The organism is Thiofractor thiocamini (assembly GCF_055384375.1).
The window spans coordinates 932,552-957,915 of sequence record NZ_AP042389.1; the positions used below are offsets into that span (position 1 = coordinate 932,552).

Here is a 25,364-nt window from a genome sequence, read left to right on the forward strand (position 1 = left end):
TTTTTTTTAATTTTTTTGAAAATATTATTGTCTTTTTTGAAAAAAAACTGTACAATTTAGGCAAACATAATTTCTTAAAGGATTGCTAATGAAAAAAGCTGATTTTATTCAAGTAGTTGCCGAGAAGGCAGGATTGTCAAAAAAAGATACAAATGCTGCACTAGATGCTATGCTAGAAACTGTAACAGAAGCACTAGCAGGTGGTAAAAGTGTAAGTTTTATAGGTTTTGGTACTTTTTCAACTGCTCCAAGAGCCGCTAGAAAAGCAAGAGTACCCGGAACTGATAAAGTTGTAGATGTTCCTGCAACAACTGCTGTTAAGTTTAAAGTAGGTAAAAAATTAAAAGAGGCAGTAGCCAAGTAATTTCTCTCATTTTTGCTTAAAAGCTTGTTTTTTAACAAGTTTTTAAGCAATAAAATCCTAATATTTCATTCTAATTTTACGTGCCTGGGTGGTGAAACTGGTAGACACGCTAGACTCAAAATCTGGTGGTAGCGATACCGTGCCGGTTCGAGTCCGGCCCCAGGTACCATTAACCTCTTTTTTGAATTAATCCTGATTATTTATCTTGTTAAATACAAGTATTATATTTTGATGTGTATTTGTAGTAATAAAGAAAAAAGATATTTTCTATAAGTTTGTACCTTTTATACTTTCTTTAAAAATTTTGAAAGAAGCACTATCTTTGTACCGTTTACCCTTCCTTCTATCTGTTCAGGGTTGTCAGTTAGAGTTATATTTTTTACGACCGTGCCTCTTTTAGCCGTAAAACCTGCACCTTTTACTTCCAAATCTTTTATAATGGTTACACTGTCTCCACTGTTTAGTACCGTGCCATTGCTATCTTTTGTAGGAATTGTATCGTCTGACTCTTCAAAAACAGACTCTGCCCACTCTTTTGTTTCATCATCAAGATACAACATATCCAAAAGATCCTGTGGCCATCCCTCGCCTGCCATCTGTTTTAACAGCCTGTATGCCGTAACCTGAACTGCGGGTATCTCGCTCCACATGGATTCATTTAGACATCTAAAATGATTTGTATCTATGGTATCGGGATTTTCCATCTGATTTTTGCAAGTTTCGCAAACTATGATATATTCGTCTTTTGGTTCAACTTTGTAAGTATCTAGATCTTCTTTTGCTCCACACAGTTCACAACTATGAGAACTTCTTTGTAGTAATTCTTCTTTGGTATTCATTATAATTTGTCCTTAATGTAGTGGTGCGACCGGCGAGACTTGAACTCGCACGAGCTAGGCTCACTACCCCCTCAAGATAGCGTGTCTACCAATTCCACCACGGTCGCAAAAGAGAAGCTCAAAGCTAAAAGCGAAAGCTCATAGCTTTGAGTAATTTTTGTCAATTATCCTAAGAAAGGGTTTGCATAAAGTGCTATCAATGCGATAACAAGCGCATAGATAACCTGTGCTTCGATCATCGCAAGGGCGATGAACATAGTTGTCATCAATTTTCCGCCAAGGCCTGGATTTCTTGCTGTTCCGGCGATTGTAGCGGCTGCTGTATTACCCATACCTATAGCACCGCCAAGTGCTGCAAGTCCAAGACCTATACCGGCTGCAACTACTGAAAAAGATGCCAAACCTGAAGCATTCTCGGCAACCTTTAAAACTTTAACTCCATCCTCACCGGCAAATGCAACACCGGCTATAGCCAATAAAAGTAAAAATACTTTTTTCATAAAAACTCCTTAGATTTTACAAAGTCCGTTCGGCTTGCGTATCCCTACTTATCACTTTGTTCGGCGTATTTTACCCTTTTTTTTGTTAAAAAAGACTTATTTTTTAAGATCCAATTCTACCTTGTGGCCTTTTTGTGATAAAACTACCACATCTATCATATCACCTTCATGCAAGATATCCTGCATTTTTGTATGTTTGTCTTTTGCAACCTTTGATATATGAAGAAGACCATCGACTCCATCTTTCAGTTCAACAAATGCGCCAAATTCGACTATCTTTTTCACTTTTCCGTGAAACTCTTCACCTTTTTTAAACTCGATAGTCTTTCTTTCTCGCCTGTGATCCCTGCCACCGCTTCTGCTTGTTATCTCTTTTATATGATCACATGCTGCTTTAACTTTGGCTTTATCGGTTCCGCCGACTTTTACTTCACCTTTTTCCCTGTCAAGGTCTATGGAAACATTGAATTTTTCAATGATCTCTCTAATGGTAGAACCTGCTTTTCCTATGATATCGACTATCTTTGAAGGATGTACGCCAAATACTTCGGTAGTAGGTAAAAGATCTTCATTTACCACTATCTTTTTATCCGCTTCTTCCATAATGCCAAGTATATGATCTCTTCCCTCTTTTGCCTGCTCCAATGCTTCTTTTAGTATATGAGGCTCTATGCCTCCTAGTTTTATATCCATTTGAAGAGCTGTTATACCGTCTCTAGTACCCGCAACTTTAAAATCCATATCCCCGTCGTGATCTTCCAAGCCCATTATATCAGTTAGTATGGCATATTTATCATCTTCAAAAACCAATCCCATAGCAATTCCCGCAACCAATTTTTTAGTAGGAACTCCTGCTGCCCTTAAAGCCAAAGAGCCACCGCAAACAGTTGCCATGGAAGATGAACCGTTGGACTCCAATATCTCAGAAACCACTCTTATAACTTGAGGATAATTCATATCATTTAAAGGTGCCAAAGCTCTTTTTGCCAAGTTGCCATGTCCCAACTCTCTTCTTCCCGGAGCTCTCATAGGGCTTGCTTCTCCTACAGAAAATCCAGGGAAGTTATAATTGACCATAAATTTGTCGTAGTTAGGTCCGTCACTTGTCAAAAGATCGAACATTTGTGCATCACTGTCACTTCCTATAGTAACAGTAACCAAAGCCTGGGTTTGCCCCCTTGTAAAAAGACAGCTTCCGTGAACTCTTGGGAGGATATTTGTCTCTATTGTGATAGGTCTAACTTCAGTCAAACTTCTACCGTCAGCTCTTTTTTTGTCATTGACTATCATTTTTCTAACGACTTCTCTTTTAAAAGCTGATAAAACCTTAGATACCACATCCCTGTCCCACTCCTCTTTTTGAGCTGTTTCATCATTCATTATATTTTCTACTATTTTTTCAAGTTCACCCGCTCTCTCACTTTTTGCCATATTGGAAAGGGCGTTGTAAACATCATCTTTATAGAACTCTTCAATATATGTATAAATAGACTCATCGATTTTCTCATCTTTAAGCTCAAGTACGGCGTCCTCTTTTTTAAGCTCGACAAATACTTTTTCATATGCTTCAGTAGCCTCTTTTATCGCTTTTGAAGCAACCTCTATAACTTCCATCGTCTCATCATTGCTAAGCTCGTTTGGCAACTGTTCTGTTATCATCTCTTCGGCAAGTGTGGGATCTACCATAGGATCTATAGCAGCTATAGGAGCTACATCCGTTTTTAGTGTTGGTATAGCTCTCATCTCTATCATCAAAAGCTCATCTTTTGAACCACTCACATAAAGATCCAAAGAGCTGTTTTCCATTTGCGAAGTTTTTGGGTTTAGTACTATTTCTCCGTCAACCTTGCCGACTCTTACTCCGTAGACTAGTTTGTTTACAGGTATATCAGAAAGATAAAGCGCAACTGAAGCGGCATTTAAAGCCATAGTCTGTAAGTCGGTTTCTCCGTCACTGCTTACAACAAGTATGGTTATCTGTGTAGGATAAGCATAACCTTTTGGAAAAAGAGGTCTTAAACTTCTATCAACCACTCTTGAAGTCAATGTCTCAAAATCCCCGGGTTTTGTCTCTCTTTTTATATAACCGCCCGGAATCTTTCCTATGGCATATGATTTTTCTATATATTGGACTGTCAGGGGTGTAAAATCACCATCAACCGGTTTTTCATCTCTTGCAACAGCGGCTATCATAACAGTACCGCCTATCTTCATCATCACTGAACCTGCTGCTTGTTTTGCTACATATCCTATCTCAAACTCTTCTTTTTTATTGTTTACCTCTACTTCAACATGACATCTCACTGTTTTTCTCCTTTAATATTTTCTTTGTTCACTACAAAATTTTCACTGTTTTTTAAAATTTCCACAACCTCATCATCGTTTAATTCTCTTAACTTTTCTATATAGTAATGCTGATTATCTATATAATTACCGGCACTATACAGATAAAAGATATGATCAATATTTTTTTCAAGCAATATCTCCATCTCTTTTGGTATAACCGCACACATATAAGAAATATTTTTCGCCTGCCTTTTCAAAGCTGACTTAATGCCTACCAATGCTCTTAAAGAATTGGCTTCATCATCTATAAAAAGCAGGTTTTTATCTTTGAATGATATCAATTTTCTACCGTTTCTAAATCTATCTATCTTCTTTAACGTTTCCTCCTCATATAATCTTTGAGACTGAGCATATACATAATCCAAGCTTATATCAAAACTCTTTATCAACTCTTCGTGTATTACAAGTTCACTGTTTTCGTCTATTATAGCTATTTCACACTCCTTGTTTTGTGGAGCATACAAAATATCACTAAACAATATATCATAACTTATATCAAATCTTTTTGAAAGTATGTTCGTCAAAGGTACGGCATTTGAAGAAAGCGCGCAAAAAATCCAGTTTTCTTTGTTTTTGGTAAATTTATCCGAAAGGGATTCTATGAACTTTATAGCACTATCAGCTCTGTTTTGCAGTTTAAAATCTAAATCTATCTGCATGGTAATTTTCCGGGTATTGTTTGTGTATCTCATTTTCATCAAAAGAGTATCTAAAATTCTCAATGTACTCTTTTAATAATTCATATGCACTGTTTATCTCTGTCATTTTATCTTTATCTTCGCAGATATCGGGATGATATTTTTTGGATAATTCGATATACTTTGCTTTTATCTCTTTATATGATACAAATTGTGGTAATTCCAAAACTTTCAAAGCATTATGCAATAATTCTACTTTATCTTTTTTATTCACTGTTGTCCTGACTTGTATCTTTTTCAAATTTATAATTTATACCGCCGATAGGGGTAAAGTTTATAGTTAAGTATATACCTCTTCTTATATAAGAGTTCGAGCCGCTGCTTGTAAGTATCGGGGTGGTGTGTTCTTTGTAGCTTATCCTGTAGTCCCAGCACTTTTTCTTCATAATCACTCCGACTTCCCAGTTTTGTGTATAGCCATTTTTTATATCATAGTCTATGTTGGCGAAGTAATTGTACTTGCTGAAGTATGTTGTTGAGATATTTGCAGTTATGAGATTGGAGTCACCTACTTGTTTCCCATGTTTATAAGTGTGAAGCAAAGACAAGGTGTATAGAGGATCATTGTATGTGATCCCGGTTTGAAGTTCTGATACTTCTTTGTTTTTATGTGAATATGTCAAATCGTTTGTCAAACTAAGTCTGTCGGAAAATTTATAAATCAACTCATTTAGCAAATTACCGTACTTATAATCATACTCATCAAAAAAGTAAGACTGGCTCATTCTGTGTGTTAAAAAAAGTTCTCCGTTTGTATAATAAAAAAACTCTTCAAGTTGAAAGTTTATACTTTTTCTCTCTTTGTTCAATGTGATAAAATCGGCAAAATAACCTTTTTTATCATCATAGCTAGGAACTATATAATCCACACTCAAACCTATAGTATGTATAAAACTGTCATACTTCTTTGTCAAATCACTGCTGAGTGAAAATTTATGATAATTACTTATGAACTGACCGCTGTTACGTTCAACGGTATCGTTCTTATAGCTGATATATGTCATATACACATTTTCAGATACCGAAAAATCAAGATAATCATTAAGCAAAGGGAATGTAAGAGTTACCGGAAGTAAAACTTCATTTTGTTTTGCGTTGATACCGATCTTTCTATAATAATTATTGAATTTATAATCTACAGAATACAAAAGATTGTCAAGCAGCACAGGTTCGGTAAATCTATGATATTGAAGTTTTGGCAATGTTTGCAAAGTATCGTCATTGGAAACTTTGCTCGTATCGGTAAAGTACTTGAAATAAAGTCCTGCATAATCCTGGTCTCTTCTTAGGAAATAGTTAAGTTTGGAAGTTATAAGGCTTGAGCTGATATAACTTTTTTCTTTTTGAAGATTTAGATAGTCAACATCGTTCAAATACTTATAATCTATCAAAAGGCCATCTTGCGTCTCACCGCCAAAATAATCACTAAAAAGCTTGCTTCTGTTGTAATTTATCTCATATCCATAGTGTTTGTCATTTTTAAGCTGATATTTCGTTACATAATCACCATTTTCTTTAAATTCACCGGCGGTAATACTTCCTGTAGAGTATGGCGAATCGGCAAATCTTAAAGTGCTATAAACCCCTTCACCTCTTTTGGTTCTAACTTGAGGATCAAGCTCAAAATCCCAGCTTTTAAAAGGTGCGAAGTAAACCGGCTGCCTATAGTATATACCATCATCACTGCTATATCCGAAACTTGGTCTTAAAAGTCCGCTTCTTCTTGTCTTGTCGGTTGAAAATCTAAAATATGGAGTATATAAAACAGGTATATTTTTTATATAAAAAAGAGCATTGTACAAAGTTACATATTTTGTATTGTTACTATAATCACCACTGGTGTAAGTTATCTTCCAGTCAGGGTCGTACACATTGCAACTGGAAACTATAGCATGCTTGGTATAGTAAACATTGCCTTCGACATTAGCTTTATCACATCTTATCCATATACCGCTATCAGAATCATCCAAAAAAAGCGGATCAAAAACCGAAGAGTCATCATCTAAGTTTATAACGGCATACTTGCTTTTTGCAAAAAGCTTTGAATCTCTTATGACATTTATATTGCCGTACAGTTTTACTACTTTTGTTTTTTTATTGTACCTTGCTTTATCCGAAGTAATGACATATCTATCGGAGTATATGACAACATCACCGGTAGCAACGAGAGTGTTGCCCTCTCCTTTTATATTTTTTGCCAATATTTTAACATTATCTGTCTGACCAAATAAAAAAATAGAAAAAGAGATGATAAAAAATAGTATTTTAAACATTAACTACCACGGTCTTTGCGGCTTTATCATGCCAGGCTTGTCTTGCTTTATCAAAAAATGCCCACAAAAAGCCCAAATAGAGTAAAAATTCACTTATGATTCTTACAACAGCCCTGATAAACGAATTCATAAGATTTGGGTTGTCAAGCTCATCTATAGAGACAACTTTTATCTTCAAAAGTATCTTGCCTACAGTCGCCCCATACATCCATACAAAAAAAGTATGATATATGATCTTTAGTAAAATCACTTGAAAAAACAGCATATTGGTAAGTTCTATAACACTCTCCAAAGAGGTGGCTTTTGCAAAACTGCCTGCGTATATGATATAAAAAAGTACCGATATGATCATTTCATCTATAAAAAAAGCTATACCTCTTCTATTTATCGTAGCAAGAGTCAATCTTTCATATTGTAGTTTTTTTAAAATCTCTTCAACCAAGCTCAAACCTTTAAAGCTTGATAAGCTATATCTTTTCTAAACTGTTTACCCGCAAAATGCACCTGACCGCAAAGCCCGTAAGCTCTATCTCTTGCTTCTTTGATACTATCTCCCAATCCTATACAAAGAAGTACTCTGCCCCCGGTTGCAAACAGCTTTCCGTCTATCTTTGAAACACCGGCATAAGATATATGGGTATTGTTTTTTATCTCATCATCTACTATGTCATCCACTATGATTTCAGCAGGGGTTGAACTCTTGTAAGGATAATTTTCACTTGCCATTACTACGCCTACACAGTATTTGTCATAAAACTCTATATTGAGTTTATCAAGCTCTTTTGTAGCGGCTTTGTAAAAAAGTTCACTTGCCGGAGTTTTTAAAAGAGGCATCAAAACTTCACATTCAGGATCACCAAATCTTACATTGTACTCAAGTACTATCGGTTCACCGTCCACCACCATAAGACCTATGAACAAAACTCCCTTGTAAGGAGTTCCAAGATCATTCATGCCTTTTAAAGTAGGTTTTACGACTCTCTCTTCTATCTTTTTATAAAGCTCGTCATTTATAAGGGGCGTGGGCGCATAAGCCCCCATTCCTCCGGTATTTGGTCCTTTATCACCATCAAGCAGCCTTTTATGATCCTGGGCTGCCGGTAAAATTTTATAATTCTCTCCGTCGCATACAACAAAAACTGAAAGCTCGTAACCGTCAAGATACTCTTCAACGACTATCTTCTTTCCCGCATCCGCAAAACTCTCTCCGCTTAGCATTCTTTTTGCTTCAAACTTCGCTTCTTCTTTATCTTTTGATATGATCACGCCTTTTCCGGCACACAGTCCGTCGGCTTTTACCACAGGAGCACTTTTTAAACTATCTATGAATTTACATGCTTTACCATAATCGGAAGTTTCTATATACTTTGCGGTAGGGATGGAATTTTTAAAAAGAAAGTTTTTCATAAAGGCTTTTGAACCCTCTAATTTTGCAGCTTCTTTTGATGGTCCAAAGATAGCAAGTCCCTCTTTTTCAAATATATCGACTATACCTTCGGTCAATGGTGCTTCAGGACCGACTATAGTAAGATCGATCTCATTTTTTTTTGCAAATCCGGCTAATTTATCCAAATCTTTTATATTGATATTTTCGCCAAGACCACTGCTCTTGCCGTTTCCGGGAGCAAAATATAGTTTACTTACATTTTTATCTTTTTGAAGAGCCAAGCCGATGGAGTATTCTCTTCCGCCACTTCCAACAATGAGAATCGTCATTTATTTTCCTTAGATTGAAGAGTAATTACCCGAATGACCGGTCTGCTCGTAAGTGGCCCGAAAAAGCCAAAAAACTTGGAAGCGATGCAAACTTTAGGCTGCAGCTTCTCGTCTTCAAAAAGAAGACTCAAACGAAGTCACAGTCACACCGCCTGCATACAGCTTCCAAACAGTGAAATCTGTTGGACCCTCATTGGTGAGCAGGTATCGAATCATTCAGAATAATTACTAAGAGTATTTTACAAAAAAATTACTTAAATGTGCAATAAATCTAAAGGCTCTTGGCAATTTCGATACAAGCAGGTATCGTTTGTTTGGCTGAAAGTACGTATTTTATATCTTTGGGCATAAAAGATGCCGTCTTTTCTCCTATCACAACAGCTTTGTAGCTTATATCCCAGGAAAATATCTTGAAAAAGCACTCTATGGTCGAAGGTGAAGAAAAGATGATGGCGCTATCCTTTTCCGGCTTGTTGAGATTTGACTCATTGCAGATAGTTTCATAAACAATCACCTCATCAAGATCAACCCCCAAATCTTTTAGAATCTCGTTCAATTTTGATGTTACGGTTTTTGCCCTTGGGAAAAGTACTTTTTTATCTTTGAGTAAACCGCCTATCTCTTTGGCAAAATCATCTCCATAAGAACTTTTTGCGGTATAAGCTACCTGTACACCTTTTTCTTTTATAGCTTTTGTAGTACCGCTTCCTATAGAGTATATCTCTTTATCCATCCAGTCAGATCCTACTCTATCAAGAGCTTCTACACCGTTTTTAGAGGTAAATATTAAAGCATCATAGTTTGACAAGTCAATCTTCTTGTCTAAAAATTTTATCTTGATAACCGGTAAGTTTTTAGCACCCTCAAATTTTTTTTCACTTAGGATGTAGATACTACTCATTTAAAACCTTTTTGACAATTATAACAAAAGGCTCTTCCTTTAAATCTTTCTTTATTATTCCAACAAAATTTTGCTTCTTTAAAAGATATGTTTGCTTTGCATTTTGCACAAAAATATCTTTTTGTTTTTTTGTCTGCGATTTGACTTTCTGTTATACCAAATTTCTTTTTCCAATCAATATGTGGCTGTTTATGAAACCTAACTAATCTTTTACCAAATTCTTTAATACTCTCAAATGAAGAAACTTTACTTATACTTGCAAAAGCCTCTAAAGCATTTATGTTATCTGCACTCTTTTCTATAACCGTTGTCAAATTATCAGCTTTTATTATATCAGAGAAAACGGTTTTTTTACTTTTTGGTCTTTTGATGATAGAGCTTGGTGAAAGCAAAATAAAATTATGAAATGTAGGAATGATCTGCATAGACAGTCTGCTGGGTGTTAATTCATATTTTTTTATAAGACTTTTTAAAACTTCAATATGCCGTTTGTTTTGTTCTGTGGGGGATGGTATACCAAAATAACGGTTCTTATAATAAACTTCAAATTCTTCGTTTTCTGAAACTCGTATACCATATTTATAATTTTTTGTTTCTAATATATATACATCAAATAATCTATTTATCAAAATATGATCTATTTGGGCAACTCTACCTTCAAGTTCGATTCTTAGATCATGTATAACTATCCAGCGCTTAGAATTTCCATAATAAAAATCTATATAATATGCAGAATCATCCTCTCCAAATTTACCTATCTTGATAGCATTTATCTCCCGTTCAATAAGAAATCTTTGTTTTTCCGATAGCTCATATGTCAACAATGCTTGCAATTCTTTCAAATCTTTATCTCTTGAATCACGCTTTTTTAAAATCATAAAAAACTCACTTTTACCTATAATATTTGGCAAGTTTTATTTTATCTAAAATTTTTAGTATATCTTTTCTTGTGACAGGATACAAAGGTTTTTCTATAAAAGTTTCATTGCTACTGTTTACAAAAAAGAGCGTAGGAAAATTATTTGCATAGTACATTTCCATAGGATAACTGTATTTGTTGTCTATGTTTACTATAACAGGCACGATGAGTCTGTTTATCTTATCCACATAAGTTCTGTCGGTAAATATATCTCTCACCGCATCTTTACATTTTAAACAATTATTTTTTATCAATAAAACCATCAAAACTTTATGCTCTTTAATAGCCTGTTTTAGTGCTTTGTCATAATCGCCATACCATTTTACATGATTTGCATATAAAAAAGATATACTTATAAAAATTGCCAAAAGTATCTTCATTTTTTCCATAATTCTTTCATAAGTTTTATCGTAAGTATATCTTTTTTATCACCTCTTGATTCTAGCTGCTCTATTATCATATCAAACCTCTCCTTGGTTAAATGCTGTCCAAATTTAAACTTTGCTCTTGTTTCATTTGGTATCAGCTTATAAACCGTTGTTGCATCTATCGCTTTTTTATATATCTCTTCATCAAGAGGCCGATATCCGCCTTCTTTTTGCAGTTTTTTCATAAAAGTGGACAATGCCTGCACTTTTTCATCATAATTTTCGACAAATTTGACTTGACCATCTATGATAACCGACTTGAAAAATTGCGTAGCCGGGCAGGCAAGCCCCTCTTTTGAGCTAAAATATGAAGGAATGAGTGAGTATGATTCTACAACCGAGAATGAAGCGAGTTGGTTTCTCTTTAAGATATCTATCTTTCTGCCTTTTTTTGATCCGTGAAAATATATCTCACCATCTAACTCGACAAAATTGACAGGCAAGCTATAAGGCTTATTTTCATCGCAAATGGCTAATGTTCCAAATTCTGCATTTTCTAAAACTTCTTTTATGATTTTTTTATCTTTTATTTCAAATATCTGTTTCAAATTGTGTTTCCTTGGCAAAAATATCTCTAATCATATACAACATAAAGCAATATCTATTATCTTTTTATCATCGTAGTGGCTTCTACTAAGTACTACTTCCATCATATCGTAATATTTTTTAGGCTTTTGTTAAGATTAAGAAAATATTTATGATTTAGCACTGAAAGATTAAAGGCAAAATTATGACTTTCTACTCCTTTAAGAGTAGAAAATTAGATGATAACAATAGCATAACCTTGTTACCATTATATCCCAAAACCATATAAAAAATACATATTTATATAAAGAATAATAAAGAATAATAAAGAATAATATAGTCTATGTACTATAAAATGGAAAAATTACAACCACAAGCCCAGTTAAAGCTATTAGTATTCTTAATATAATTTTCTTAGAATCATTAACCAAGCCATAAGATAAAAATATCAAGCCAATAGAAATTTTTATAAAAGAAACTATAGATAAAATAAAATTTTTGTCAGGAAATATTAAATATTTATTTGCTATGAAAGCTATAGGAATAATATATAAGCCAATACCTAAGCGCATAGCTTTGGAAGCAACTTTAAGCCAATTTGTTTGAGCTATTCCTGAAGCTATAAAAACTGTTCCGCAAACAGGTGGGGTAATTGTCGATAACAGAGCAAACCAAAAGATAAACAAATGAGTTTGCAAAGGAGAGAGACCAAAATCCTCTAAAATTGGCCCTGCTACAGCAACACAGATTATATATGCAGCGGTAGTAGGAACTTCCATACCTAGTATTAGACAGGCACCTGCTGTCAATATAAGAGCTAACCATAGTTGTCCCCCTGATAAAAATAGTATTTGAGATGTTATTTTTACACCGACTCCAGTAATATTTAATACACCTATTATAATACCTGCGCAAATAATAACAGATGCTATTACAGAAATTTGCCTTGAAGCTTCTATACAAGATTTTAAAAACTTTAAAAACCACTCTTTGGCAGAAAAATTCCAATTCCTGTCTATAGCTAAAAGAAAAAAACTTATAAATATTGCAATTGCAGCTGAATATTGTGGAGTTTTTCCTAGTATTAATAGTTCAATCAACAAAACAGAGAAAGGCAAAAGAAAAAATGGTGATAGTTTAAATACAGTTTTTAAAGAAGGTATCTCTTCATCACTCATAGCTTCAAGTTTATATTTTTTTGCAAAAATATCTACACCAATCCATACTGTAAAGAAAAACAGTATAGCAGGAAATATTGCCGCTCCCATAATAATTGAATATTTAACTCCTAAAAGTTCAGCCATAATAAATGCACCGGCACCCATCAGCGGAGGCATAATTTGTCCACCGGTGCTTGCAACTGCTTCCACTGCGGCAGCCAAACTTACAGGATATCCGAGTCTTTTCATAGTTGGTATAGTAAAAGCACCTGTTGATGCAACATTTGCAGAAGCTGAACCTGAAATTGAACCAAAAAAAGCGGAAGCCAATATGGATACTTTTGCCGCTCCTCCTCTTAGTTTTCCAGCTATTTTTGTTGAAATAGCCATAAAACCATTGCCACCTTCTCCGATACCGACAAATGCTCCCAATATAACAAAAACTGCTATTACAGAAACAGATATTCCTGTTAAACTTCCATATATCCCACCTTCTGCTATTACAAGTGTTCCTAGAAAACTATCTAGTGGAATCTTCTGGTGCCCAAAAGTACCCGGTATGTAATGTCCAAAAAGACCATACAATAAAGCTATCAAAGCAGTTAGAGGGAGAGCTAATTTTACAGCTCTTCTAGCTGACTCTAGAACTGTAAGCAAAAGTGTAATCGCAACAAAATATTGAATTCCACCTTCAAGTGAACCATACTGATCTTCGAGTGCAAAATGATTGAAAACAATATAAAAAGAAGAAAATAGACCAAAAACCAACAGTATATAGCCAATATATCTTGTTGTTTTCGAAATATTATTGTTGTTTGAAAATAAAAAGATCCAAGGTAAAATCAAAGCCAGATGTAAAGGTCTACTAACTAAGTTAGACACCAATCCTGTAAAAACAAGGTATATATGAAAGCCTACTGTAATAAAGGCTAAAAAGGCTACAAGTAAATTTTTGCTTAAATGCAGCCTTGTTTTGGGAATATTCATAAACTATTATTTTATTTTAGAAGGAATATTTGCATTTATCTCTTTATAATATTTAAGTGCACCTTTGTGTAATTTGACATTAAATATGTTAAGATTTTTGATTGTTATTGCTTTCCACCATACGCTCTGTCTTTCAAGATTCTTCTTTGATTTCCAAAATGCTTTAGTAAACTCATAAGCGGTCTCTTCACTCATATTAGTAGTAGTATAAACACCCACAGGAAGTGTAGTTGTGACAACATCCTTATCTATACCCGGATATGTTCCTGCCGGGATAATTAATTTATTTCTTTTGGTTTTTTTGATTTGCTCATCACTCATGCTTAAAATTTTTATTTTAGTGCTAGCTGCAGCTTCAATGACATTTGGCGCAGGATATGAACCTGCAGTTGCAAATCCATCTATTTGTCCATTTTTAAGTGCTGCTACGGCACCTGAAAGCTCTGCATTTATCAGCTTCACCTTTCCCTGTAAACCAAAAAGTTTCATATATTTTTTTGCTTCTTTTGCTCCAAAACTTCCTTTTCCAATCAAAATAGTTTTACCTGCCAAATCTGAAAAATTGTTTATACCGGCATCAGCTCTAACAACTATATGCATGGTTAAAAAAGGAATAGGAAATAGACTTCTTATCTTTTTATAAGCATTTGTATTGTCATTTTTAAACATAGCCTTTTTTGCAAGTGCAAGCTTAACAAGTACAGGAGGTGTTGTAAAAACATAATTTCCTGTTCTTTTTTTTACCTCTTTAACATTTTGAACAGACCCTTGGCTCTCTTCAATAGTTATACTTAGTTTTCCATTTGTTTCTTTGTTTATATTTTCACCAATTTGTACCGCCATTTGATAATATGATGATGTGGACTTGGCAGCCTTAAGTGTAACTCTCGTGCTTGATGCATACAAATTTAGTCCTAGTGTAACTACTACAAAAAGTATTATAACCTTAAATATTTTCATCTACATTCCTTTAGCAAAAATTTTTAAATTATAGCAATTCAAAATTAATGGTTTCTTAAGTGTAGGATCGGTAAATATAAAGATAGGCAAATCTAATACTGTTTTTTAAGTTTTACTCTCAGATTTATAGCTGATATTATTTTAATTCAAATTGCTAATGAAAAAATATACAAAAAAACCGAAAATATAAACATAATAAACGATTGTCATTTTTTAACGGGTATATTTTACTTTGTTTAACTTCGTTAAACTAACCGTAAATCTACCTCGTTTCACTCGCCACGATTTACTTCAAGGTACTCAGTAGCTTTTAGGTTTCACCACGAAAACTCTTAGTTTTCGGGCTCAACACAAAAAGCTACAGTAAAACCTAAAAAACGACAAGCAGTTGTCATTTTTCCTTACGGTTTTACTCCCATTCTATAGTCGCAGGGGGCTTAGAGCTTATGTCGTAGACTACTCTGTTTATGCCGTCTACTTCGTTTATGATTCTTGTGCTCATTCGTTCTAAGAGGTCGTGGGGGAGGTGGGCGAAGGTGGCTGTCATGCCGTCTACGCTTTCTACTACTCTTACGCATACTGTATTGTCATAGGTTCTGTTATCTCCCATGACTCCTACGCTGCTTACATTTAGAAGTACTGTGAAGGCTTGCCAAGTTTTTGTGTAGTAGCCGCTGGCTTTTAACTCTTCGAGCATTATGACATCGGCACGCCTAAGAAGGTCTAAGCTCTCTTGTTTTACTTCTCCCATAATTCTTATGGCAAGTCCGGGTCCGGGAAAAGGGTGTCGCTGAACCATCTCTTTTGGTATGCCAAGCTCCACTCCAAGCTCTCTTACTTCATCTTTGAAAAGTTCTCTTAGTGGCTCAACCAACTCAAACTTCATCCAATCAGGCAAGCCTCCTACATTGTGGTGAGATTTGATGGTTTTACTTGGTCCTTTTACTGAAACAGACTCTATAACATCGGGATATAGTGTGCCTTGAGCTAAGTACTTTATATCATCATGTTTTTTTGCTTCTTTTTCAAACAGTTCTATAAAAGTGTGTCCTATGATCTTTCTTTTCTCTTCAGGGTCGATTATGCCTTTTAATCTCTCAAGATATATATCAGTTGCATCTATGGTGATAAGTGGGATTTTTAGCTTTGCTTTAAACATATTTTCGACTGATTCTCTCTCGTTTGCTCTTAGAAGTCCCGTATCTATGAAAACCGCTACTAGTTTATCTCCTATAGCTTCATTTAAAAGTGCGGCAACTACAGAGCTATCCACTCCTCCGCTTACTGCGCATAGTACTTTGCCGTCACCTATCTCTTTTTTTAATTTTTCGATTTGCTCTTTTGCGAAACTTCCCATATTCCAAGTGCTTTCACATCCACAGATATATTTGGCAAAGTTTTTGAGCATTTTTGAGCCATATTCGCTGTGATGAACTTCCGGGTGAAACTGAAAAGCATACACTTTTCTTCTCTCATCCGCTATCGCTGCGTAAGGCGAGTTATCACTATGAGCTATCTTTTTAAAACCTTCTGGCAACTTTTCAACTCTATCACCATGACTCATCCATACTATCTGCTCTTTTGGAGTATCTGTAAACAAAGGGTGTTCTTCGCAAACAAGGGTGGCTTTTCCATACTCATGTGAATTTGCCGGTACCACTTCTCCTCCAAAATGCTGGACGATAAGCTGCATTCCGTAACAAATCCCAAGTATCGGTAATCCAAGATCGTAAATCTTACTATCTGGATGATAAGCATCTTTTGCATATACTGAAGCAGGACCGCCTGAGAGTATGATGCCTTTTGGATTTTTTTTCTTAATGTTTTTTATATCTTCATTATAGGGTACTATTTCAGAGTAAACTCCGTTTTCTCTAAGTTTTCTTGCGATTAGCTGGGTATATTGCGAACCAAAATCCAAAACTATTATCGGCACATTTTTCATCTATGTATTTCCTTATTTTTTTAGTAAATTCCAAGTATCTCAAATTGTACATACCATATAGCGATACTTACTATATATCCCGCTAAGACTGTCCAGCCGTATTTCATGTGGGCTCCAAAAGTATATATGCCTCTTATCTTACCCATGACTCCGACACCTGCGGCACTTCCAAAGCTTATAAGACTTCCTCCGATACCGGCTGTCATGGTTACAAGCATCCATTGGGCATCATCCATAGGCGGATTTGCTTTTAGGATCGCACTCATAACAGGAACATTGTCTATGATAGCTGAAACAAAACCAACCCCCACGTTTCCTGCTATATCCCCTATGATATCATAAAGCTTCACAACATACTCAAGGTAACCTAAAAAGTGTAATGCTCCAACAGCGGATAAAATACCGAAGAAAAAGAAGAGAGTGTCATGCTCAACTTTTTCCATATTGATATAAACATTATATGGATCATCGCACTTCTTTTTGATCCTATAAGAGTGGAGTTTCAAAAGAGACAGGCCAAACATCATACCCCATGCAGGTGTAAAATGAAAGAAAGTATGAGTAAAAACAGCTGTAAGTATAGTGGCTACACCAAGGTATATGACAGTTTTTGCTCCGGGTTTAAGCTCAAGTTTTTCAGTAGTATGTATATCAAAATGAGGCTGACCTTCAGGAACAACTCTGCTTAGTAAAAATGCGGTAAGCCACCATCCGACAATTGCCGCCGGGAAAAGTGCCAAAAAGTCTATAACGGTTCCTTTTTCGGCAGTCCAAGCCATAAGTGTAGTTATATCACCAAACGGTGACCAAGCACCACCGGCATTGGCAGCTACAACTATGTTTATAGCACCGGGTACCAAAAACTCTTTATGAGTTCTATCTATGGTAACCAAAACAGTTGATAGTATCAAAGCAGTAGTTAAGTTATCTGCAACAGGAGAGATGAAAAATGCCAAAAGTCCTGTTATCCAATAAATTTTCTTGTATGTATATCCTCTTGAGATGAGCTTATACTTTAAAACTTCAAATACATTTCGCTCTATCATCGTCTCAATATAAGTCATAGCAACAAACAAGAAGAAGAAAATCTCTGAAATCTCAAGTATTAACCTGCCAAGTTCTTCGTGAAGATAGTCTTTGTTCATTCCGTTTATAGCATAGTAAAAACCTATAAGCATAAACATAAAAGTACCGATAAACAGAGCTGCTTTTGCCTTGTTTATATGATACTTCTCTTCCATAGCTATAGTATAGTATCCAAGTACGAATATAGCCAAACAGACTATACCTACCCAGCTGCCGGTCAGATCAACCGCACCTGATGCCGCTTTGGCACCTTCACTTGCAAAAAGAGTACCGACCAATCCCAACAATACCCATAACGCTTTCATACTACTCCTTTATATAGTGTGCTCCAAGAGACTTCTCTCTTTTTAAAGCACTTTTTATGATCTCTTTTGAAGTTATAAGTCTAAGTTTTAAAAGTTTACCGATATTTTGACAAAGCATATCTTCAACCCTACTTAAAGCTTTATTTAACTCTTTTTTTTCTCTGATTATGCCGACTTTCTCCCACATCAGCTCTCTTAGTTCATTTTTTAAGGCTTTATCACCATCACCAAATAAAATTTCATCTTTTTCCTCAAATTTAATCGGCATAAAATCATCTTTGTTATCAACTATATTTTTTACTGCTCTTATAGAAAAAACAAGACCCTCCAACAGTGAATTGCTTGCTAGTCTGTTAGCGCCGTGCACCCTAGTATTGGCTGCTTCCCCTGCAACATAAAGGTTTTTAAAATTTTCCACTTTTGCATCTATATCACACTTTATACCACCCATAGAGTAGTGAAATGCGGGAGAGATAGGTACCCTGTCTTCAGGTAGATGAAATCCCAAGCCTTTTAGATTGTAGTAAATAGTAGGAAATCTCTGTTTGAAAAACTCTTTTTCAAAATTTTCAAAAGAGAGATAGACTATATCACCTTTGTGCTTTTGCTTGTAGTCATATATGGCTCTGCTTACTATATCTCTGGGGCTTAGCTCTCCTCTTTTATCATAATCAAACAAAAACCTTTCACCTTTTTCATTGACCACATACGCACCCTCTCCTCTTAGCGATTCGCTTAGAAGTTGTTTTCTCGCTTTTTCCATGCTAACAAAAACAGTCGGATGAAACTGGGTCATTTCCATATCCCTAAGCTCACAGCCACACTCCAGCGCCAAGCCCTGCAAATCTGCACTTATCGTTCTTGCATTTGTATGATACTCGTAAAGAGAGCCTATGCCGCCGCTTGCTATGATAAGGTTTTTAGTGTATATATTTTTAAATTTTCCCTGATGATAAACTCTTACCCCATGAACTTGGTCATCTTTTTTCAATATATCAACTACGGTGGTTTTATACATCAAAGGATGTGGATTGTTTTGCATGAGAAACAGATGCACTTCTCTACCTGTGGCGTCTCCACCTGCATGAACTATCCTGTTGCGAGAATGTGCGGCTTCTTTAGTGTAGAGAAGATTTCCTTTTTCGTCAGTATCAAACCTAAATCCTCTTTTTATCAAAGATTCTACGGCACTTCTTCCTTCGCTGCACATCACTTCCACAGCTTTTTTATCACAAAGTCCGGCACCGGCATTTAAAGTATCTTGTATATGGGCTTGGACATCATCTTCATCTACTGCCACACTTATACCGCCTTGAGCGTAAAAAGTGTTGCAATCCCATGAATTTTCTTTGCAAAGTATCAATACTTTTTTATCTTGAGGTAAATTAACGGCTGCATTCAAGCCGGCGATACCGGCACCTACAATTAAAACATCATATATTTGCAATATTTCTTACCTTGATCGTAGTATGATTTTTTGAGAGATACTGCTTACTTTTATCACCATTTTGATAAACAGGTGCACTTTTGTATCCGCATCCACTAAAAAACAGCAGTAAATTTGCTATAATAATCACATGAAAAAATCTTCTAATATAATAAATCATTTAAAAAACCAACCTTTATATGCCAAATTAAAAACCGTCAAATGCTTTGAAAAGATCAAGTCTCTTCTGCCTCCTAGACTTCAAAATGCCGTTTTGTTTATGTATATAAAAAACAACATTTTGTTTTTTGTTCTAAATCATCCAGGTTATAAAATGGAATTTAATTATAATGTTAATTTAATAAAGGGAGCATTAAAAGAGTTAAAAAAGAGAGAGTTGGCGTGTAAAGATTTGGAATTTAAGGATATAAGAAGCTTTGTCAGCAATAAAATGGAAGATGAAAATGTCAATCTCAAAGAAGAAAAACTCATCTACAAAGAGAGAGCGAAGGGCAAATTTGAAATCCAAACTGATAATGAAAAATTAAAAAAGATATTTGAAGATATAAAAAAAATTATTCAAACTGCTTAGCATCAGTTTCGTAAAACTCACTATCTTGTCTATCGGTTACAAACATATGCCCAGGAGTATGAGTGATGGCAAACTCTATCTTCATATCTCTTAAAACATTTTGCGGAGTAACCCCACAAGGCCAAAAAACAGGCTCTTCGCCATCTTTTATCTCAACTTTGTCTCCATAATCGGGCAAATCTATATCTTTTATGCCTATCTCTCCTGGATCGCCGTGATGCAAAGGACTTCCATGCATCTTTGGATAGTGTGAAGTCACTTCATAACAAAGCGGTATCAACTCTTTTTTTATCGGCCTCATGCTAACGACCATCTTCCCTTTAAAATCACCTACGCTTTTTAAGGTTATATCAGTATTGTACATAGATACATTTTGACAATTTTCCACATGTCTTAAAGGTATACCGGCATCTATCAAAGAGTTTTCAAAAGTAAAACTACAACCAATAAGAAAAAATACCATATCACTATCGTAAAACTCTTTTATATCCTTAACGATTTTTATAACTTCTCCGTTTTTTATGATATTGTACTTTGGAAGTTCGTCCAAAAGATTGGCGTTATCGGCTAAAAATGAAGTATGAAAGCCATCTTCAACCACTTCCAAAAGCGGTATGGCTTTGCTGTTTAATTTACAAAATTTTTCAAAATCTTCCTTATATCTTTTATGGAGTACGACCATATTTGTCTGAACGTAACCGGGGCATACTCCGGCGGTCGCTCTTGCAAATTTACCGCTGCTTATAGCTTTTCTTAACTCTTTTGGATTCATTTTCAACCTTTTTGGATATAATATTATACCATTCCCAACTAAAGAGTATATATTTTAAACAAACATATTGTATTATAGTGCGAGGCACATTTTCGAAGTACTAGCCATAGCTAATTCAAGGAAATGTAACGAAGCAATATGATACAATATGTTTGCCTTTGGTAAAAGATAAGCCATCATCTGACTGCGTTAAAAGTTTTTGAATTACCTACAAGTAGTCCTGCAAACTTTTGCCTTGCATCTGACAGCTTATCTTTTATTTAAAATATATACTCTTTAGTTGGGAATGGTATTATTATGAAAAACATATATGACATTATACTACAATATTCTACCAGAGGTATAGAAAAAATAAAAGAAAAATATCCGCAAAACGAGTATGAAAAAGCTTCTGCCCTTGTAAAAAAAAGTAAAAGAGGGGTAGTTTTTTTGTATACCGGTTTTTATGTTGACGGGAGTGCTGAAACTGACGGTCCTATAGGTACATACTTTTTGGCAAAAGCTTTTGCGAAGCTTGATTTTTTCCCTATAATTATAACTGACATTTACTGTAAAGATTTTTTTGTAGATATTGAAACTTTATACATACCCATAAACAAGAACAATAAAAATCTATATACGGATCTACTGCAATCATACAATCCTGTACTTCATATATCATGTGAAAGATGCGGACAAAACAGAGAAAAAGAGTATATAAACCATAAGTTAGATCCTATTACAGCTTACACAGCCGATATTGATGAGCTTTTTATGCTTGGGTCTTCAACTGCTCCTACTGTCGCCATAGGTGATGGAGGCAATGAGATAGGTATGGGAAACTTTAAAGAGCATTTTAAAGATACAAAATTTCACTCCATAGTAACATGCGATATACCTTTGATAGCTTCTGTATCAAACTGGGGAGCTTATGCACTTATATCTTTGTTGGATAAAAAACTTTTACCGACCTTTGAAGAGGTCGATAACTATATGGAGCATATTTTAAAAAAAGGTGCGATAGACGGCATAACAAAAAAGTCCGAAAAATCAGTCGATGCAAAAGATTGGGAAATAGAAAAAGAGATATTAAACAGTTTAAAGGGCATCTCTAAGCAAGGAGTCTAAAAAGTGAAAAAGATAACTATGAGCACAACAGTCGCCGAACTGTTAAACGACTATGAAAATATGAAAGATATACTTATAAAGATAAATCCAAAATTTAAAAAACTAAACAATCCTGTCCTAAAAAGAACTTTAGCAAAAGTAGCTACCGTTAAACAAGCTGCCATAGTCGGGGGCATGAAACCTGAAAATTTACTAAATCAACTAAGGATTGCGGTGGGACAAGAGCCTATAGATACCGATAATAATACAACCAATAATACTCCACTAGATACACAGAATTGGATAAAAGAAATAGCACCAAAAGAGAGTATAAATGCAAATGAACTTTTAAATGAAGATAAAAACCCTTTGGCTATCTCATCCAAAATACTCAAAAAGTTTGAAAAAGGGGAGGTTTTAAAGATAGTATCAGACTTTAAACCTGAACCTTTGATAGAAGAGTATGAGAAAAAGGGTTATGAAGTTTTTTGCAGGCAAAAGAGCAATAAAGAGTTTGAAACTTTTGTAAAAAAATGTTAAAAAAGATACAAAACCTTCCAAATGAGCCCGGAGTTTATCAATTTTTTGATAAAAATGGTAAATTACTATATGTTGGAAAAGCAAAAAGCTTGAAAAACAGGGTTAAAAGCTACTTCAGTTTTACCCCAGAACTCTTACCATCTCCAAGACTGTCCGCTCGCATACACAATATGATAACTCAAGCCACATCTCTTGAGTATATCGTGGTTAAAAGCGAACATGACGCTCTCATCCTAGAAAACTCTCTCATAAAACAGTTGAAACCGAAGTACAATATACTCCTAAGAGATGATAAGACTTATCCGTATATCTACATAGATTTAAATGAGGATTTTCCAAGATTTGAGATAACAAGACATGTTCAAAAAGGATCGCACATCAAATATTTCGGTCCTTTCACTACCGCAGCAAGAGATATACTAAGTGCAATTTACGAGTTAAATCCGCTTGTTCAAAAAAAAGGATGTTTAAAAGGAAAAAAAGCTTGTCTTTTTTATCAGATAGAACGATGTCTAGCACCTTGTGAAGGTAAAATCAGCAAAGATGAGTATAAAAAGATAGTGCAAAATTCTCTTATACTTTTGAAAAATAAAAACCTTATAGTAGAAAAATTAAAAAAGAAGATGGATTTTTATGCCGAAAGTGAACTTTTTGAAGAAGCGGCAAAAGCTAGAGATGCACTCCAAAGGATAAAAAACAGTACTATTTTTTCTCAGATAGATATGAAAAATTCTGATCATTTGGATCTTTTTTATGTTTTTACAAAAGAGACGAAGGCTGTCCTTGTTAAAATTTTTGTAAGAGACGGCAAAATCGTATCCATCGTTTCAAATAGACTAAAAAACGATAACGGTTTTAGTAAAGATGAGATATACAAAAGTGCAATTTTAGAGTTTTACAAAGATGATAAGCCTATCATCGCAAACAGTATCATAGTCGGAGAAGATTTTAACGAATTAAAACTTTTGGAAGATTTTATCAACAAAAAAAGTTCAAAAAAGATACATATCATCACACCAAAAAGAGGAGCAAAAAAGGAACTTTTAAACATAGCACACCAAAACGCTATAGAATCACTCAAAGAGAAAAAAGAGGATATATCGTTTAAAAAATTTTTAAAAGAAAAACTAAAATTATCCAAAACTCCTTACACCATAGAAGCTTATGACAACTCTCACTTACAAGGTTCATCACCGGTAGGTTCTATGATCTTTTATGAAAACAGCTTTATAAAGTCAAAATACAGACACTACAACTTATCAAGCAAAGATGAATACGCACAGATGAGAGAGCTTTTAAGTAAAAGATGTGAAAGTTTTGAGAAAAATCCTCCTCCTGATCTTTGGGTGATAGATGGTGGTATGACTTTACTAAACCTTGCAAAAGATATATGTGAAAGTTTTGGGGTAGATATAGATCTTATAGCCATATCGAAAGAGAAAAGCGGCAAGAGAACTGTAAGAAGCAAAGGTAAAGCAAAAGACAAGATATATGGAGTTGGCGGAGAAATCACTTTAAAAGATGAGGATGAGTGTAAACTTTTCATCCAAAAACTAAGGGATGAAGCCCACAGGTTTGCTATAAAATTTCATAGAAGCCAAAAACTTAAAAATGATAAAAAAATCTCCCTCTTGGAGAAAAAAGGTATAGGCAAAGCTAAAGTAGCAAAACTTTTAAACTACTTCGGAACCTTTGAAGCCATAGAAAAAGCATCAAAAGAGGAGATAGAAAAAGTTATAGGGAAAATAACTTCGAAGTTAAATAAACTTTGAGATTTTATCATACAAGCTTAATATTTCACTCTTTTTGGATATAAAACTGTTTTTATTGGCTATCAAGTGAGCTGATGAGTCCATGATGGTTTCTACTACTTTCAAACCATTTTGTTTCATGGTTGTTCCTGTTTCAACTATATCGACTATGGCATCACACATCCCCACAAGCGGAGCAAGTTCGATAGATCCGTAAAGTTTTATGATCTCTGCCGCCATAGCTTTTGAAGAGAAGTGTTTTCTTGCTATATTTTCCATCTTTGTCGCAACTTTTATGCTTGGCTTGTTGATATCCAAACTATCCTCATTTTTCATACCCACGCAAACTTTGCATTTTCCTATCTTCAAATCCAACAAATCAACCAAATCAAGCTCTTTTTCAGTAAGTACATCAAGTCCTACTACACCTACATCTGCCGCTTGATGCAAAACATATGTCGGAACATCTTGGTTTCTTACAAGCAAAAATGTAAAATCTTGTTCTTCTAAGATAAGTTTTCTATCTTCAAAGATAAACTTTTTATCAAATATTTTTTCAAATATATCTAAAGTCTCTTCAGCAATTCTTCCTTTTGGTAAAGCTACGGTTATCATACTATTCCTTTTTCCTTTATAGTCTTTAACATGCCTTTAAAAACAAGGCTGCTGTCATATATGGCATTGTCAAAAAATTTTGCAAAAAATTTCCCGTCACCGCCGGTAAAATATAATCTTTTGTCTTTTTGACTCTCCTTGAGCATAAGTATGATCGGTTTTATCGCTCCGTAACTTATAGCTTCGAGAGAATTTTGCGGAAGCAGATCAAGTGGTGTGTTTGGATTGATAGTCATATCCAATCTCGGTGAAATAGATGCAAAGCTTTTTTGCAAAGCAAAAAGCCCCGGCATAATATATCCACCAAGGTGTAATCCTCCCGCCATGATATCAACAGTAATAGCGCTTCCCGCATCAACTATAACTCCATCATCAATCGCCTTGCAAGCTGCTGCTCTATCTATGCCAAGACCTTTATATGCCGTATCGATTTTTATATACGGCTTCAAATCCATACCGTTTTCCAAACCTTCAAGTTTTGGTTTCAAGCTTTCATTGACATTTATATAGTAAAACTTCTCTTTTATTTGTAAAATATTTTTAACATTTGCTTTTTCACTCCAACTGGCACCTTTTTTGTAAAAGTGTATGTTTGTATTGCCTATTTCACACAATAACATCTTATATCAA

26 protein-coding genes and 2 tRNA genes are annotated in these 25,364 nt (G+C 34.8%); 6 read left to right on the forward strand and 22 right to left on the reverse strand.

What is annotated here, in order from left to right:
• Window positions 1–88 precede the first annotated feature (88 nt).
• Window positions 89–364, forward strand: a complete 276-nt coding sequence (locus tag ACZ47B_RS04700; protein WP_464895525.1) for an HU family DNA-binding protein — start codon at window positions 89–91, stop codon at window positions 362–364.
• 82 nt (window positions 365–446) lie between these two features.
• Window positions 447–533 (forward strand) — tRNA-Leu (locus tag ACZ47B_RS04705).
• A 115-nt stretch (window positions 534–648) separates the two neighbouring features.
• Here the strand turns inward: ACZ47B_RS04705 and ACZ47B_RS04710 are convergent.
• The 19 genes from ACZ47B_RS04710 to ACZ47B_RS04800 all read right to left on the reverse strand — a co-directional run bounded on the left by ACZ47B_RS04710 (window position 649) and on the right by ACZ47B_RS04800 (window position 19,559).
• A complete protein-coding gene (locus tag ACZ47B_RS04710) occupies window positions 649–1,203 on the reverse strand; it encodes a PhnA domain-containing protein (protein ID WP_464895526.1) in 555 nt (184 codons plus the stop codon).
• Between the two features lie 21 nt (window positions 1,204–1,224).
• A tRNA-Leu gene (locus ACZ47B_RS04715) sits at window positions 1,225–1,310 on the reverse strand.
• Window positions 1,311–1,367: 57 nt separating this feature from the next.
• Window positions 1,368–1,703 (reverse strand): F0F1 ATP synthase subunit C, encoded by a 336-nt coding sequence (locus tag ACZ47B_RS04720; RefSeq protein ID WP_464895527.1) that lies wholly within the window; start codon window positions 1,701–1,703, stop codon window positions 1,368–1,370.
• A 96-nt stretch (window positions 1,704–1,799) separates the two neighbouring features.
• Window positions 1,800–4,007 carry a polyribonucleotide nucleotidyltransferase gene (locus ACZ47B_RS04725; RefSeq protein WP_464895528.1) on the reverse strand — a complete coding sequence of 736 codons (2,208 nt, stop codon included), beginning with the start codon at window positions 4,005–4,007 and terminating at the stop codon, window positions 1,800–1,802.
• Entirely contained in the window at window positions 4,004–4,708 is a 705-nt protein-coding gene (locus ACZ47B_RS04730) for a hypothetical protein (RefSeq protein ID WP_464895529.1), read from the reverse strand. Before ACZ47B_RS04730 ends, ACZ47B_RS04725 begins: the two co-directional genes overlap by 4 nt.
• Window positions 4,686–4,961, reverse strand: a complete 276-nt coding sequence (locus ACZ47B_RS04735) for a DnaJ domain-containing protein (protein ID WP_464895530.1) — start codon at window positions 4,959–4,961, stop codon at window positions 4,686–4,688. The genes ACZ47B_RS04730 and ACZ47B_RS04735 overlap by 23 nt, the downstream gene beginning before the upstream one ends.
• Window positions 4,954–7,020, reverse strand: coding sequence for an LPS-assembly protein LptD (locus ACZ47B_RS04740; protein WP_464895531.1), 2,067 nt, complete (start codon window positions 7,018–7,020; stop codon window positions 4,954–4,956). The genes ACZ47B_RS04735 and ACZ47B_RS04740 overlap by 8 nt, the downstream gene beginning before the upstream one ends.
• Window positions 7,013–7,462, reverse strand: coding sequence for an RDD family protein (locus tag ACZ47B_RS04745; protein ID WP_464895532.1), 450 nt, complete (start codon window positions 7,460–7,462; stop codon window positions 7,013–7,015). The genes ACZ47B_RS04740 and ACZ47B_RS04745 overlap by 8 nt, the downstream gene beginning before the upstream one ends.
• A 2-nt stretch (window positions 7,463–7,464) precedes the next feature.
• Window positions 7,465–8,736 (reverse strand): phosphoribosylamine--glycine ligase, encoded by a 1,272-nt coding sequence (gene purD / locus ACZ47B_RS04750; RefSeq protein WP_464895533.1) that lies wholly within the window; start codon window positions 8,734–8,736, stop codon window positions 7,465–7,467.
• A 271-nt stretch (window positions 8,737–9,007) separates the two neighbouring features.
• Window positions 9,008–9,637, reverse strand: a complete 630-nt coding sequence (locus ACZ47B_RS04755; RefSeq protein ID WP_464895534.1) for a uroporphyrinogen-III synthase — start codon at window positions 9,635–9,637, stop codon at window positions 9,008–9,010.
• The gene (locus ACZ47B_RS04760) at window positions 9,634–10,515 is read right to left on the reverse strand and encodes a nuclease-related domain-containing protein (protein ID WP_464895535.1); all 882 of its coding nucleotides are present in this window, start codon (window positions 10,513–10,515) and stop codon (window positions 9,634–9,636) included. The genes ACZ47B_RS04755 and ACZ47B_RS04760 overlap by 4 nt, the downstream gene beginning before the upstream one ends.
• A gap of 13 nt (window positions 10,516–10,528) precedes the next feature.
• Window positions 10,529–10,936 carry a thioredoxin family protein gene (locus tag ACZ47B_RS04765; RefSeq protein ID WP_464895536.1) on the reverse strand — a complete coding sequence of 136 codons (408 nt, stop codon included), beginning with the start codon at window positions 10,934–10,936 and terminating at the stop codon, window positions 10,529–10,531.
• The gene (locus ACZ47B_RS04770; RefSeq protein WP_464895537.1) at window positions 10,933–11,532 is read right to left on the reverse strand and encodes a pyridoxamine 5'-phosphate oxidase family protein; all 600 of its coding nucleotides are present in this window, start codon (window positions 11,530–11,532) and stop codon (window positions 10,933–10,935) included. Before ACZ47B_RS04770 ends, ACZ47B_RS04765 begins: the two co-directional genes overlap by 4 nt.
• Window positions 11,533–11,850: 318 nt before the next feature.
• On the reverse strand, window positions 11,851–13,656 hold the full coding sequence (locus tag ACZ47B_RS04775) for a TRAP transporter permease (RefSeq protein WP_464895538.1): 1,806 nt from the start codon (window positions 13,654–13,656) through the stop codon (window positions 11,851–11,853).
• Between the two features lie 6 nt (window positions 13,657–13,662).
• Window positions 13,663–14,616, reverse strand: coding sequence for a TAXI family TRAP transporter solute-binding subunit (locus ACZ47B_RS04780; protein WP_464895539.1), 954 nt, complete (start codon window positions 14,614–14,616; stop codon window positions 13,663–13,665).
• Between the two features lie 409 nt (window positions 14,617–15,025).
• Window positions 15,026–16,561 carry a glutamine-hydrolyzing GMP synthase gene (guaA, locus tag ACZ47B_RS04785; RefSeq protein ID WP_464895540.1) on the reverse strand — a complete coding sequence of 512 codons (1,536 nt, stop codon included), beginning with the start codon at window positions 16,559–16,561 and terminating at the stop codon, window positions 15,026–15,028.
• Between the two features lie 20 nt (window positions 16,562–16,581).
• On the reverse strand, window positions 16,582–17,952 hold the full coding sequence (nhaD, locus tag ACZ47B_RS04790) for a sodium:proton antiporter NhaD (protein WP_464895541.1): 1,371 nt from the start codon (window positions 17,950–17,952) through the stop codon (window positions 16,582–16,584).
• A gap of 1 nt (window position 17,953) precedes the next feature.
• Window positions 17,954–19,399, reverse strand: coding sequence for an L-aspartate oxidase (gene nadB / locus ACZ47B_RS04795; RefSeq protein ID WP_464895542.1), 1,446 nt, complete (start codon window positions 19,397–19,399; stop codon window positions 17,954–17,956).
• Window positions 19,386–19,559 (reverse strand): hypothetical protein, encoded by a 174-nt coding sequence (locus ACZ47B_RS04800; RefSeq protein ID WP_464895543.1) that lies wholly within the window; start codon window positions 19,557–19,559, stop codon window positions 19,386–19,388. The genes nadB and ACZ47B_RS04800 overlap by 14 nt, the downstream gene beginning before the upstream one ends.
• A 153-nt stretch (window positions 19,560–19,712) precedes the next feature.
• Here ACZ47B_RS04800 and ACZ47B_RS04805 point away from each other — a divergent pair, with 153 nt between their 5' ends.
• A complete protein-coding gene (locus tag ACZ47B_RS04805; RefSeq protein ID WP_464895544.1) occupies window positions 19,713–19,970 on the forward strand; it encodes a hypothetical protein in 258 nt (85 codons plus the stop codon).
• On the opposite strand, the gene ACZ47B_RS04810 is transcribed toward ACZ47B_RS04805, so the two are convergent.
• Window positions 19,954–20,742 carry a putative hydro-lyase gene (locus ACZ47B_RS04810; RefSeq protein WP_464895545.1) on the reverse strand — a complete coding sequence of 263 codons (789 nt, stop codon included), beginning with the start codon at window positions 20,740–20,742 and terminating at the stop codon, window positions 19,954–19,956. The two genes, ACZ47B_RS04805 and ACZ47B_RS04810, sit on opposite strands and share 17 nt — an antisense overlap.
• A gap of 297 nt (window positions 20,743–21,039) precedes the next feature.
• On the opposite strand from ACZ47B_RS04810, the gene ACZ47B_RS04815 reads away from it, so the two are divergent.
• Genes ACZ47B_RS04815 through uvrC form a run of 3 tightly spaced genes read left to right on the forward strand, consistent with a single transcriptional unit; the run spans window position 21,040 to window position 24,140 of the window.
• On the forward strand, window positions 21,040–21,849 hold the full coding sequence (locus ACZ47B_RS04815; RefSeq protein ID WP_464895546.1) for a glutamate cyclase domain-containing protein: 810 nt from the start codon (window positions 21,040–21,042) through the stop codon (window positions 21,847–21,849).
• Between the two features lie 3 nt (window positions 21,850–21,852).
• A complete protein-coding gene (locus tag ACZ47B_RS04820; protein WP_464895547.1) occupies window positions 21,853–22,368 on the forward strand; it encodes a DUF1858 domain-containing protein in 516 nt (171 codons plus the stop codon).
• Window positions 22,362–24,140 carry an excinuclease ABC subunit UvrC gene (uvrC, locus tag ACZ47B_RS04825; protein ID WP_464895548.1) on the forward strand — a complete coding sequence of 593 codons (1,779 nt, stop codon included), beginning with the start codon at window positions 22,362–22,364 and terminating at the stop codon, window positions 24,138–24,140. The genes ACZ47B_RS04820 and uvrC overlap by 7 nt, the downstream gene beginning before the upstream one ends.
• Here uvrC and hisG read toward each other — a convergent pair.
• Window positions 24,126–24,734, reverse strand: a complete 609-nt coding sequence (gene hisG / locus ACZ47B_RS04830; protein ID WP_464895549.1) for an ATP phosphoribosyltransferase — start codon at window positions 24,732–24,734, stop codon at window positions 24,126–24,128. The two genes, uvrC and hisG, sit on opposite strands and share 15 nt — an antisense overlap.
• Window positions 24,731–25,354, reverse strand: a complete 624-nt coding sequence (locus tag ACZ47B_RS04835) for a type III pantothenate kinase (RefSeq protein ID WP_464895550.1) — start codon at window positions 25,352–25,354, stop codon at window positions 24,731–24,733. The genes hisG and ACZ47B_RS04835 overlap by 4 nt, the downstream gene beginning before the upstream one ends.
• Window positions 25,355–25,364: the final 10 nt, after the last annotated feature.

Excerpts from the sequence above, each read along its gene's own strand:
- ACZ47B_RS04700 (WP_464895525.1), top strand. The coding sequence starts at position 89 with ATGAAAAAAGCTGATTTTATTCAAGTAGTTGCCGAGAAGGCAGGATTG.
- ACZ47B_RS04710 (WP_464895526.1), bottom strand. The coding sequence starts at position 1,203 with ATGAATACCAAAGAAGAATTACTACAAAGAAGTTCTCATAGTTGTGAA.
- ACZ47B_RS04720 (WP_464895527.1), bottom strand. The coding sequence starts at position 1,703 with ATGAAAAAAGTATTTTTACTTTTATTGGCTATAGCCGGTGTTGCATTT.
- ACZ47B_RS04730 (WP_464895529.1), bottom strand. The coding sequence starts at position 4,708 with ATGCAGATAGATTTAGATTTTAAACTGCAAAACAGAGCTGATAGTGCT.
- ACZ47B_RS04740 (WP_464895531.1), bottom strand. The coding sequence starts at position 7,020 with ATGTTTAAAATACTATTTTTTATCATCTCTTTTTCTATTTTTTTATTT.
- purD (WP_464895533.1), bottom strand. The coding sequence starts at position 8,736 with ATGACGATTCTCATTGTTGGAAGTGGCGGAAGAGAATACTCCATCGGC.
- ACZ47B_RS04755 (WP_464895534.1), bottom strand. The coding sequence starts at position 9,637 with ATGAGTAGTATCTACATCCTAAGTGAAAAAAAATTTGAGGGTGCTAAA.
- ACZ47B_RS04760 (WP_464895535.1), bottom strand. The coding sequence starts at position 10,515 with ATGATTTTAAAAAAGCGTGATTCAAGAGATAAAGATTTGAAAGAATTG.
- ACZ47B_RS04765 (WP_464895536.1), bottom strand. The coding sequence starts at position 10,936 with ATGAAGATACTTTTGGCAATTTTTATAAGTATATCTTTTTTATATGCA.
- ACZ47B_RS04775 (WP_464895538.1), bottom strand. The coding sequence starts at position 13,656 with ATGAATATTCCCAAAACAAGGCTGCATTTAAGCAAAAATTTACTTGTA.
- ACZ47B_RS04780 (WP_464895539.1), bottom strand. The coding sequence starts at position 14,616 with ATGAAAATATTTAAGGTTATAATACTTTTTGTAGTAGTTACACTAGGA.
- guaA (WP_464895540.1), bottom strand. The coding sequence starts at position 16,561 with ATGAAAAATGTGCCGATAATAGTTTTGGATTTTGGTTCGCAATATACC.
- nhaD (WP_464895541.1), bottom strand. The coding sequence starts at position 17,952 with ATGAAAGCGTTATGGGTATTGTTGGGATTGGTCGGTACTCTTTTTGCA.
- ACZ47B_RS04800 (WP_464895543.1), bottom strand. The coding sequence starts at position 19,559 with ATGATTTATTATATTAGAAGATTTTTTCATGTGATTATTATAGCAAAT.
- ACZ47B_RS04805 (WP_464895544.1), top strand. The coding sequence starts at position 19,713 with ATGGAATTTAATTATAATGTTAATTTAATAAAGGGAGCATTAAAAGAG.
- ACZ47B_RS04810 (WP_464895545.1), bottom strand. The coding sequence starts at position 20,742 with ATGAATCCAAAAGAGTTAAGAAAAGCTATAAGCAGCGGTAAATTTGCA.
- ACZ47B_RS04815 (WP_464895546.1), top strand. The coding sequence starts at position 21,040 with ATGAAAAACATATATGACATTATACTACAATATTCTACCAGAGGTATA.
- uvrC (WP_464895548.1), top strand. The coding sequence starts at position 22,362 with ATGTTAAAAAAGATACAAAACCTTCCAAATGAGCCCGGAGTTTATCAA.
- hisG (WP_464895549.1), bottom strand. The coding sequence starts at position 24,734 with ATGATAACCGTAGCTTTACCAAAAGGAAGAATTGCTGAAGAGACTTTA.
- ACZ47B_RS04835 (WP_464895550.1), bottom strand. The coding sequence starts at position 25,354 with ATGTTATTGTGTGAAATAGGCAATACAAACATACACTTTTACAAAAAA.